Source organism: Dietzia sp. DQ11-38-2, from assembly GCF_014145055.1.
GTDB lineage: Bacteria > Actinomycetota > Actinomycetes > Mycobacteriales > Mycobacteriaceae > Dietzia.
The window spans coordinates 1-10237 of the sequence record NZ_JAALDW010000149.1 but is presented as its reverse complement, the minus strand read 5'-3'; the positions used below and the strand labels follow the sequence as shown (position 1 = coordinate 10237).

The window sequence follows — 10237 nt, the reverse complement described above, 5'->3', positions numbered from 1 at the left end:
GACCGCGCCGACGGCGACGGCCGCACCGACGCCCACCGCCACGGAGGCGGCGGCCACGCCGAGCCTGGTGGCCAGGCCGACGGCGACACCCATCCGGGGACGGATGCCCGGCCGGTCACCCAGGTCGAGATCGGAGATGTCGGCCACCGTCCTGCCTTCCGCCACGTCGGGCGGAGGGACCTCTGCGAGGTGTGGGGCTGTGGTCTGGGTACTGGTCATGATGTTCCTCCTCGATAGTGGAATGAGCGAGAGATCTGTGTCCGGTTGACGCGTGATCACCGGCGGGGGCTGACGATGACGGTGCCCACCATCTGGGGATGGATGGAGCAGGTGACGCGGTAGACACCGGGCTGGTCGAACGTCATCCTGTGCTCGCCCTCGGCGCGGAAGCCGGCTGTCGACGTGAGGCCGTCCACGACGATGTCGTGGAACGTCCCTCCGTCGTCGTAGAACCAGGCGACCTCCTCCCCGGCCGTCAGGTGCACCTCCCGGGGGTCGAAGGCGACGTTGCGCACCGTGACCCTGGTCGGCTCCGGGGAGCTCCCGCACCCGGTGACCGCGAGGACCGCGGCGGCCACGACGGCCAGGCCCGGGTGTCGACGTGGGAGACCCGTCCGGGTGCGGGTCATTCTTCGACGATCACCTCCCCGGTCATCTGGGCGTGCGGGGTGCAGTGGTAGCCGTAGACGCCGGCGGTGTCGAACGTCTGCGAGTAGCTCCCCTCCGTCTGGAGTTCGGAGGCGAAACTCATCGGCGCGTCGTCGTCGGAGACGACGTCGTGGGGAAGGGAGGCCTCCCAGACCCATTCGACGGTGTCCCCCGGCTTGATCGTCACGACCGCGGGGTCGTAGCTCATGTCGAGGACACGGACCTGCACGGTGGTGCCGGAGGAGGCGCCCCCGGTCCCGCCGTCAGAAGAGCACCCGGTCGTCAGCAGGACCGCCGACACGGCGATCGCGGCGATCCTGGCGGTGTGTCGCAACATCGTCAGTTACCTCTCGTAGTAGAAGTTGGTCGTCATCCCGGCGTCCAGGTGGTAGGCGTTGTGGCAGTGGAACATCCACGCCCCCGGGTTGTCGGCGTCGAACTCGAACGCCAGATTCTGGCCCGGGTGGATGATCACGGTGTCTCGCCGCAACCCGCCGTACTCCGGGACCCCGAACGTGTGTCCGTGCAGGTGCATGGGGTGCCACATCGTCGTGTTGTTGGTCATCTCGACGCGGATGCGCTCCCCCGTCCGCATGGTCACCTTCCCGACATCCGGTCCGGCGATCCCCCACACGTAATCCGAGGGCGACTGGATGAGTTCCAGTCGGAAGGTCCGATCCGGGGACCGCGCCGGCAGTGCGGAGGCCTCGGTGGCCCGGAGGCCCGAGTCCTGAACCGGCGTGCGGTCCAGCTCGGGTATCCGGCCGGACCGGGCGAGGTCGACGCTGGTGACCGAGTCCCGGCTGCGCAGGGTCGTGGCGACGAAGTCGTCCGTGCCCTCCACCCGCGCGACCACGGGCCACGTGCCGGAGCCGACCTCGACCAGGACGTCGACCCGCTGGGCCATCCCCACGAGCACGGACGCGGCATCCACCGGTTCGCAGGGGAACCCGTCGGTCTCGATGACCCGCATCATGCGACCTCCCACGGCCACGCGGTACGGCGTCTCCGCCGCGGCGTTGATGATGCGGAGCCTCGCGGTGGCGCCCGGGGGTGCCACCAGCGGCTCGGCGTCGGCGGTGGGTCGGCCGTTGATCAGGTGCACCGGGTAGGAGATGTGCTGGGTCATCCCGCCGAGTTCCACGGACTCCGGATGCGGCCCGGCGGTCCGCGCCATGGCCTCCGGATCCACCGGGGTCGTGGTCGTCGTCGTCACGGATCCGTGACCCTGGTGCCCTCCGTGTCCCCCGTGGCCCGCGTGCCCACCCAGCGCCGGGTTGAGGGCGCGGAGCAGGTCCTCAGGTGACGGCCCGTGCCCCACGGTCCAGTCGTCGAGCACGACCACCAGGTCGACGTCGGCGCCGTAAGGATCCTTCGGATCCTCGACGATCAGCGCGCCCAGCATCGCCTCATCCGCCTGGAGCCCGGAATGCGAGTGATACCAGTACGTCCCGGCGTGCGGCAGCCTGAACGCGTAGTCATACGACCCACCGGGGGCGACGTTCTCACCCGTCAACGGAGGGGCACCGTCCATGTCGTTCCGGATCTGGATGCCGTGCCAGTGGATCACGGTCTCCTCGTCCAGGGCGTTGACGTGGTGGACCCGGAGTTCGTCCCCCAGGGAGGCCCGGATCTCCGGCCCCACCGGCCCGTCGCCGTACGACCTCGCCGAGACCTGACGACCGGCGAGACCGAAGGCGGCGAGTGCGGCTGTCACCGTGACGTCCACCGCGCGCCCCGAACTGAACCGGGCGGCCTCCGCCGCGGCGACCTCGGGATCCGCGTACCCGATCCGGTCCGAGGCCTGAACGGCGGTGGTGATGGCGTTCTCGGCCGCGCAGGCCGCCATCGCCACCCCCACCCCACCGAGTCCGAGCGCGGCCAGGAAGGCCCGTCGGCTCACTCCGGACCGGGCCGGGTCCAGCGTCCCCGGGGAAAGTCCCATCAGGCGACCCTCCGCTCCGGGGCCCGCACTCCGCTGACACCGTCGGAGCCGCCGGCGTGGCCGGTGATCGTCGCGGTGGAGACGACCTCCCCCGTCGCGGGGTCGACGCCGACGATCGTGGGCAGGTCCTCCCCCTCGTCGTCACCCGTTCCGGGGGCGGTGCCCAGGACGTAGAGGACCGATCCGTCGAGGTTGTAGGAGACGGAGTCGATCGAGTCCAGCCCGAGCTTCTCCAGATCGAGGTTCTGGGTCTCCCGCGCGCCGTCGACGTCGAACAACCGGACCCGGACCACGTCTCCCCCGTTGGCGGAATGAGGATGGATGTCGGAATCGGTGTACTCCACGAAGAACTGCTCCCCGTCGGGACGGATGCCGTTCGTGTAGAAGCGTCCTCCGTCTCGACCCACGTTGCCCAGCGGACGCACCTCGTCGGTGGGCAGGCCGGAGGAGAAGTCGAAGAGGTAGGCCTCGCCGGCCTCGTTGATGAGGAACCCGGACTCCACGTCGTCGGCGAAGTGCGCCTCACGAGACGCCGTGAAACCCTCGGGCAGGACCTTCGAGCGGCCGCTCTCGCTGATGCGCCCCTCGTCGTCGATCGTGAGCTCGAGCAGTTCGCGGGATCGTTCGCACACCGAGTAGATCTTGTCCCCGACCGGCCACGTGTACGGTCCGCAGCCGATGATCTGCTGCTCTCCGGACAGCACCCCGCGGTCCAGATCCACCACACGGGGCCCGAAGAGCTGGTCGTCCCACGAGGTCATGAACCGGCCGGCGCCGCTGATCGTGTGCGAACCCTCTCGGGAGTGGAACCGCACGTGGCGCGGTAGGAGCACCTCGTCGGGTTCGAGCAGGTTTCCGGAGTAGGTCGAGACGGTGTAGTCGGCCTGGCCGCGCGAACCGCGCGGGGTCCACACCTCGAACGCCACGGCCTGCGGGTCGGCAGGGGTATCGGTCGTGAAGAGGTGGACGACGTCGTCCCAGATACCGTGACCTGTGGTGATGCGGGTCTTGACGACGCCGTCGGCGGGGTCGAAGGCGGCCCAGACGGTCTCGTCGTCGCGCCACTCTGCGGCGATCATCCAGTCGGCGCCGATCGGTGTCACCTCGGCGGTGTACGGGATGTTCGGGTCGGCGCCGACCTCTCCCAGTTCCTGGTCCTCGTCGCCGAGCGTGGCGTTCGCCGGAGGGGCCGTGACCGCGGGGACGTTCGGGAACTCGTAGGTGGTCGCGACCCCGTTGGCCACGTCGAACTCCCCGTCGTCTCCGCCGTCGGAACCGGGCGAACACCCGACCAGTAAGAGCACGGCCGCGGTGGCCGCGGAGAGGCCCGCGAGGCGGGGGGTGGTGAAAACGGTCATCTGAGTGGTCCTCTCGGCCCTTCTAGCGGGAGCCCGCGCCGACGCGCGGGCGGGTGGCGTGGTTGGTCTGGCAGTCCTCGCCGATGATCGGGGCGAGCGTGCAGGTGTACGACTGGGACTCGTCCGAGACGCACCAGATGATCTCCTGATCGAAACTGCCGGAGACCGGGTTGTACATGACGGCCTGGGCGTCCGGTTCGCCGCAGTACTTCGTGGAGCACCGCGGGGCGCCACAACAGTCGTAGTAGGCGATCAGGTACGTCTTGCCGTTCTCGGGATGGGTGCAGCACCCCACCCAGTACTCCGCTCCCGGCTTCGATCCGGGTGCGCAGGTCGAGACTCCGCCGCCCGCACAGGAGGGGCAGGGTCGGCCGTCCATGTTGCACCAGCGCCAGTAGTTGCACTCGGTGGGATCCTTGCCGTCGTACGTGGGCAGGAGGTCGTCACCGGCCCCGAACGGGGTCACCGCATTCTGCGGGGCGGGGGGCGTCGTGGCGCCGGACGCGGGCGGTTGCTGGGCGAGGGCCTGGGGGTCGCGGGTGACCGGCAGTGCGCCGACCACGGCCACTCCCGACAGGCCCATGGTCCACTTGGCCATCTTCGAGAGGACCGAGCGGCGGGACGTGCGTTCCGACAGGTGCCGGGAGACCTTGCTGAGCGAACTCCCTCCCCCGCCGGACAGCCATTCGGCGTGTTCTGTCAGGCGGCGTTGGTCGGAGTCATCGATGTGAGCCACGAGGTGTTCCTTTCCTTGCATGGGGTGGACGGATCGTGCGCGGACCGCGGTGACGAGCGCCGCGGTGCGCTCACGAGGCGGTGGGGACGCCGATACCGGCGTAGAGGTGCTGGATCGTCGGCGTGCCCGACTCCAGCGCGTTGAGAAGACTCTCGACGTGCTGCATGTTGTTGCACAGACCCTTGGCGGCGATGGACCCGTCGGTGTCCAGGAGGATCCCGTACGGAGTGGTGCCGACCTGGTACGCGATGCCCACGTCGCGGGCGTCGAGGTAGGACAGTTCCGCGCCGATCCCGGCTCCGGCCAAAAACTCACGGTGCTCCTCCTCGGTCCCGTCCGAGATCAGCACCACGTCGAGGTCGCGCTCGGCCTTGGCCATGGCCTTGATCCCCGGGAGCAACGCCTTGCAGGTCGAGCACTTCGGGCCCGTGAACATCAGCAGCTGGGGCTTGTCGCGCTCGCCGGCGACGGTGGTGTCCCGTTCCATGTGGTCGACCAGGCCCGAGAAGGACGGGCCGGTGTCCCCGACCGCAGGACCCGAGTCGAGCACCCTGGCCCCGAGCGGGCCGAGACGCACCTGGACCCGGCCCAGTTCCCGGGCCAACCCCAGGATCATCAGGACCAGGACGACGTCGACCAGCACGAGGACGACGAGCAGCGTGAGGACGAAAGCAGACATAGGAGTACTCCTGTTCGAGGGTGGACGATCGGGCGACGCCCGACTGCGGCGTGCGGGTGTAGAGGACGTGACAGATGAGAATTCCCTTATTGGGGCGGGGAACCGCTAGGGGGAGGCGGAGTAGCGCCGGCTGAGTTCGTCGCGGGCCGGCTGGAGGTAGTCGTCGACCCTGCTCCGACCGAGCGTCAACGTCGAGGACACCGCGGCCGCCCCGAACGCCAGCGCGACCGCCAGTACGGCGAGGACGAACCCGGTCGCCACCTCGGGCAGAGAACTCGGGCCCGGCAGGTACAGGCAGGCCACGGCGCCGGCGGCGAACGCGAGGGCCCTGGCCACGTGCCACCACCCGATCCTGGGAGCGTCGTGCTCACCGAAGGCGAAGCATCCGCAGTCCAGCTCCGTGCGGCCTCGGAGGAGGTTCACTGCCAGTCCGGCCGCATAGACGCAGAACAGGACGGCCACCGACCACGCGACGGCCGGCAGGCCGACTCGCCCGAGACACGCCGCACCGAGCACGATCTCGAGGAACGGCAGAACCCGTCCCACACGCGCCGCGACGGCGTCGGGCAGGATCTTGTATCCGACGACCACTCGGGAGTGGCCCTCGATGTCGCGTAGCTTGCTCAGCCCGGCGGCGAGCAGTGCGATCCCGATGACCGACGTGGCGAACATTCCCGTCATTGCCGTTCCTTCCGACGCGCTCGGCTCCCACGATTCAGATGTCGTGGCACGTCGCGGACGCTATGCCCGGTGTGTTACTCAGGCGTTGCCACCAAAGTGCTCAGTTGTTTCTAACGCTCTGAAGTTGTCGAGATCACAGTCGACGAGACGGTCCGGCCGGCGAGGTCTCCTCACCCGTAGAGGAACGATGACAGTGGGGGTTCATCCGCGCGCCGGGCGCCGGGCGCCGGGCGACCGGGCGTGCGCCGGGCACGGGGCGTGGGCGACCGGGCGTGGCCTGTGAACGAGGAAGTGGCCTGTGAACGCGAAAAAGCCCCCGCCTCCCGGGGGGAGACAGGGGCTGCGCCTGCGGTGGTCCTAACTGGGTTCGAACCAGTGACCTCTCCGGTGTGAACGGAGCGCTCTTCCACTGAGCTATAGGACCTCGTGCGCCGTCGTTCTCGCGTCGGCACCGCAACACTGTAGCAAGCCCCGCGCCGGGACCCAATTCGGGGTCCTCGACGACCTCGCGCGCACCTCGCCGCCCCCTCGCCGCACGCACAGCCCGCCCGGATGGGCAGCATCAGAGCAGATGAGGCGTCGTTTCCGCCCCCCGATTTGTGTTCCAAGATCGGCGTCGGCTAATGTTCATTCTCGCAACGCGGTGAGCAACAGCACGCCGGGGAGCAGTGCGGATGTGGCGCAGCTGGTAGCGCATCACCTTGCCAAGGTGAGGGTCGCGGGTTCGAATCCCGTCATCCGCTCGGAGGGATCGAGGAGCCAGGAGTCCTCACCGGGCTCGATACCTTTTCGGTGGAGTGGCCGAGTGGTGAGGCAGCGGCCTGCAAAGCCGTCAACACGGGTTCGATTCCCGTCTCCACCTCCACGCCGGAGTGATCCGGTTGGTGAGTCCCGCGCGATTAGCTCAGCGGGAGAGCGCTTCCCTGACACGGAAGAGGTCACTGGTTCAATCCCAGTATCGCGCACCACGACACGACGCCCCGGTCTTCCGCCGGGGCGTCGCGCTTTTCCGGGGCGTGGAGCTTTGTCCGGGGCGTCGAGCGTTCTCCGGGGCGTCGCGCTTGGGCGTCGGCCATGTCCGCGGCGGTGGTGTCTTCGCGCGCGCGGGCCGCTTGCCTTGGTCGTTCTCACTGCGGTGATCCCGCCACATTCCCGCGGAGAGCACGACCAGGATTCGCGCGGGGGCCGGCTTGAGCCGCGATTCCTGTCCGGGACCGTCGGCGTCTAGCCTCGTCGACGATGACCCTCACGATCCGATCGGCGCTGGCGGCCGATATCGACGACCTCTCGGCCCTGGCCGCTCTGACCTTCCCGCTCGCGTGTCCGCCCGACCTGCCCCGTGAGTCGGTGGAGGCGTTCGTGCGCGACACACTCGGGCCCACCTCGTTCCGCGGGTACCTGGAGGACCCGACCCATCGACTCCTCGCCGGTGTCGGGCCCGATGGCGACATCCTGGCCTACGCCCTGCTCGTCGAGGGCACCGCGATGGACGAGTCCTGCGCGCGGGTGATCTCGAGCCGCCCGACCGTGGGTGTCAGCAAGTTTTATCTCCACCCGTGCCTGCACGGCAGCGGCGAAGCCGGTCGGCTCCTCGACGCCGTGGTGCGGCACGCGCAGGACTCCGGCGCGCGGAGTCTGTGGCTGGCGACGAACGTGGCGAACTCGAGAGCGCTCGCCTTCTACGCCCGGAGCGGTTTCGAGAGACGGGGGCACCGCGACTTCATGGTCGGGGGCGTGCGGAACCGCGACGTCGTCCTGGAACGCCCGGTCCAGCGCCCACTGTGAGCGACCGGCCGGGGTGGGCCGGGTGAGCGACCGGCCGGGGTGAGCCGGGTGAGCGACCAACCGGGGTGGGCCGGGTGGGTGGACTGGTGGGTGGATCGCGTGGACTGCCGGTACGGGCGGTCTCGATCCCGGCTCAGCCGCCGACCGTCTCGAAGCGTGACAGCGCGAGGAGCCGGGACGTGGCCCGGAGATATTTCTTCCGGTATCCGCCGGCGAGCATCTCCTCGGTGAAGATCGCGTCCAGCTTCTGCCCCGAGTTGCGGACGGGGATACCGGCGTCGTAGAGGCGGTCCGCCAGGACGACCAGGCGCAGTGCGATGGCCTGGTCCGGCAGCGGGCCGACGTCCCGGAGGCACACCCTGGTCACCCCGTCGACGAGGCGGTTGTACTTGGACGGGTGGAGGGTGGCCAGGTGCCCGCACAACGCGTCGAAGTCGTCCAGCGTCGACCCGGGTTCCGCGTCGGCGTCCGCCTCGAGTGCCTCGTCGGACATCGGGTCCGGCGCCGGGGGCAGGTTGCGATGCCGGTAGTCGGGCCCGTCGACCCGGATCGACTCGAAGATCCCCGACATCTTGCGGATCTCGCGCATGAAGTCCTTGGCCGCGAAACGACCCTCACCGAGCTGCTCGGGGAGGGTGTTGGAGGTCGCGGCGACGCTGACACCCGCCGTGGTGAGTTCCGCGAGCAGCCGGGACACCAGCATGGTGTCGCCGGGATCGTCGAGTTCGAACTCGTCGATACACAGGACGGAGTGTCCGGACAGCTCCTCGACCGCCCGGTTGAAGCCCAGGGCGCCCACGACGTGCGTGAGCTCGACGAACGTGCCGAACGCCTTCGGTTCGGGACACGTGTGATAGATCGACGTCAACAGGTGGGTCTTGCCCACCCCGAAGCCACCGTCGAGGTAGATCCCCGCGCCCTCCACCGACTTGGGCCGACGCCCGAACAGTCCCTTCTTCGGGGTGCGACGGGCCACCACCGACTCCGCGAATCGCCGACAGGCGGTGACCGCGGCCTCCTGCGAGGGCTCGGCAGGGTCGGGGATGTAGGAATCGAAACTCACGTCATCGAACATCGACGGCGGGACCATCTGGGCCACGAGTTGGTCGGCAGGGACCACCGGGGTGACGTCAACGAGGCGGGAGACCATGCGATGAGCCTATCGTGGGGCGACAGGCGTGAAGAACGGAAGGAGGCCCGGGTGCTGTCGACACGACCACCAGCGCTCGGCGACGACCCGGCGTCGCTCGACGCGATCTGGGCCGCGCTCCGTCCGGAGAGGCCGACCGCGGCACCGGTGATCCGTGCTGTCATGATCGCCTCCGTCGACGGCACCACGACCGTCGACGGCCGGAGCGGGGGCCTGGGAACGCCCACCGACCGCCTGGTCTACGACGCCATGAGGGCCCGCGCCGACCTCGTCCTGGTGGGCTCCGGCACGGCGTTGGCCGAGCACTACGGGCCCGCCGAGGTCAGCCAGGTCTGGGCGGACAGGCGGACAAGGCCCGCGCCCACCATCCTCGTACTCACCCGGTCCCTTCCCGACGAGCTGATCGACCTCTGTGCCGACACCGACGACAGGATGCAGATCGCGGCGGCACACGAGACGGACCCCCGGCTCGTCGGGGCCGCGCGGGCACGGGGCGTGACCGTCCATGTGCTCGACCCGGGCCCGACCGGTGCCGCCGTCCGTTCGTTGGCATCCCGCCTCCACGCCGCCGAGGTGGACTTCGAGGGTGGCCCCCGACTCCTCGGGGAGCTCCTCTCGGAACGCGCCGTGGATGAGCTCGTCCTCTCGGTGGCGCCGGAGGTGATCGTCGGAGGCGACGACTCGACACTGACCCCGGGCCACGGGCATGGATACACCCGGGTGCCGATGCGCGTCGTCTCGGCGTTCTCCTGCCCGTCGGGAGGCCTGTACACCCGCTGGGTGGTCGGTGAGGGCGTCCGTTGACCGGGAGACGTGGCGCCCGTTCCACCCGCGCGGTGCTCACCGCGCTCGTCGCAGTCGTGGCCGTGGCCGGGTGTGCTCCCCTACCCGCCTCGGGACCGCGACTGGCCACCGGTGACGGCCCCGGTCGCGCGCCCGCTCCCGACAGCGAAGCGGAACTCATCACCCCACCAGACTGGGAGACGCCCCGATCCGAGCTCCAGTGGATTCCCTGTGCGGAGGGCGGGACCCGCGGGCTTCCCCAAGACGCCCGGGTCGACTGCGCGCTGCTCGGCGATACCCCTGTCCTCCGCCTCACCACCGGGGACACACCTCGGGACGCAGCCCCCCTGGTCGTGGTGGCCGGACCCGGCGATCCCGCCGACTCGCTCGCGATCAGGTTCGCCTCGGCGGGCACCGAGATCGTGGGATCGCATCCGCTGGTGATCCTCGACCACATCGGCCGAACCGGACC

The 10237-nt window shown here is 69.6% G+C and carries 11 protein-coding genes, 4 tRNA genes and 1 pseudogene; 6 read left to right on the top strand and 10 right to left on the bottom strand.

What is annotated here, in order from left to right; all coding sequences use genetic code 11:
• The 9 genes from G6026_RS05890 to G6026_RS05850 form a co-directional block, all read right to left on the bottom strand.
• Positions 1-219: hypothetical protein (locus G6026_RS05890; protein WP_182612508.1), on the bottom strand; the 219-nt coding region annotated here is incomplete at its 3' end.
• A gap of 56 nt (positions 220-275) precedes the next feature.
• Positions 276-629: a cupredoxin domain-containing protein gene (locus G6026_RS05885; protein ID WP_107756560.1), complete on the bottom strand. Its 354-nt coding sequence runs from the start codon at positions 627-629 to the stop codon at positions 276-278.
• The gene (locus G6026_RS05880; RefSeq protein ID WP_182612506.1) at positions 626-985 is read right to left on the bottom strand and encodes a plastocyanin/azurin family copper-binding protein; all 360 of its coding nucleotides are present in this window, start codon (positions 983-985) and stop codon (positions 626-628) included. The genes G6026_RS05885 and G6026_RS05880 overlap by 4 nt, the downstream gene beginning before the upstream one ends.
• A gap of 6 nt (positions 986-991) precedes the next feature.
• A complete protein-coding gene (locus tag G6026_RS05875; protein WP_182612504.1) occupies positions 992-2593 on the bottom strand; it encodes a multicopper oxidase family protein in 1602 nt (533 codons plus the stop codon).
• Complete coding sequence (locus G6026_RS05870; RefSeq protein ID WP_107756563.1) at positions 2593-3951, bottom strand: hypothetical protein; 1359 nt, start codon at positions 3949-3951, stop codon at positions 2593-2595. The genes G6026_RS05875 and G6026_RS05870 overlap by 1 nt, the downstream gene beginning before the upstream one ends.
• A gap of 22 nt (positions 3952-3973) precedes the next feature.
• Positions 3974-4708: a methylamine dehydrogenase light chain gene (locus tag G6026_RS05865; protein ID WP_182612502.1), complete on the bottom strand. Its 735-nt coding sequence runs from the start codon at positions 4706-4708 to the stop codon at positions 3974-3976.
• Between the two features lie 49 nt (positions 4709-4757).
• Positions 4758-5366, bottom strand: a complete 609-nt coding sequence (locus G6026_RS05860) for a redoxin domain-containing protein (protein WP_107756565.1) — start codon at positions 5364-5366, stop codon at positions 4758-4760.
• Positions 5367-5471: 105 nt separating this feature from the next.
• Positions 5472-6047: a MauE/DoxX family redox-associated membrane protein gene (locus tag G6026_RS05855; RefSeq protein WP_107756566.1), complete on the bottom strand. Its 576-nt coding sequence runs from the start codon at positions 6045-6047 to the stop codon at positions 5472-5474.
• Positions 6048-6399: 352 nt separating this feature from the next.
• Positions 6400-6471: transfer RNA gene (locus G6026_RS05850), tRNA-Val, on the bottom strand.
• A 246-nt stretch (positions 6472-6717) separates the two neighbouring features.
• Here G6026_RS05850 and G6026_RS05845 point away from each other — a divergent pair.
• The 4 genes from G6026_RS05845 to G6026_RS05830 all read left to right on the top strand — a co-directional run bounded on the left by G6026_RS05845 (position 6718) and on the right by G6026_RS05830 (position 7832).
• A tRNA-Gly gene (locus tag G6026_RS05845) sits at positions 6718-6790 on the top strand.
• A 48-nt stretch (positions 6791-6838) separates the two neighbouring features.
• A tRNA-Cys gene (locus tag G6026_RS05840) sits at positions 6839-6912 on the top strand.
• A 28-nt stretch (positions 6913-6940) separates the two neighbouring features.
• Positions 6941-7015, top strand: a tRNA-Val gene (locus tag G6026_RS05835).
• Positions 7016-7286: 271 nt separating this feature from the next.
• Positions 7287-7832, top strand: a complete 546-nt coding sequence (locus G6026_RS05830) for a GNAT family N-acetyltransferase (protein ID WP_182612501.1) — start codon at positions 7287-7289, stop codon at positions 7830-7832.
• Between the two features lie 133 nt (positions 7833-7965).
• Here the strand turns inward: G6026_RS05830 and zapE are convergent, their stop codons facing one another.
• Positions 7966-8982 (bottom strand): cell division protein ZapE, encoded by a 1017-nt coding sequence (gene zapE, locus G6026_RS05825; protein ID WP_182612498.1) that lies wholly within the window; start codon positions 8980-8982, stop codon positions 7966-7968.
• A 51-nt stretch (positions 8983-9033) separates the two neighbouring features.
• On the opposite strand from zapE, the gene G6026_RS05820 reads away from it, so the two are divergent.
• Together G6026_RS05820 and G6026_RS05815 are read left to right on the top strand one after the other, a co-directional pair.
• On the top strand, positions 9034-9786 hold the full coding sequence (locus G6026_RS05820) for a dihydrofolate reductase family protein (protein ID WP_182612496.1): 753 nt from the start codon (positions 9034-9036) through the stop codon (positions 9784-9786).
• Positions 9783-10237, top strand: a pseudogene (locus G6026_RS05815) (alpha/beta hydrolase); the annotation flags it as partial. The gene G6026_RS05820 and the pseudogene G6026_RS05815, both read left to right, overlap by 4 nt.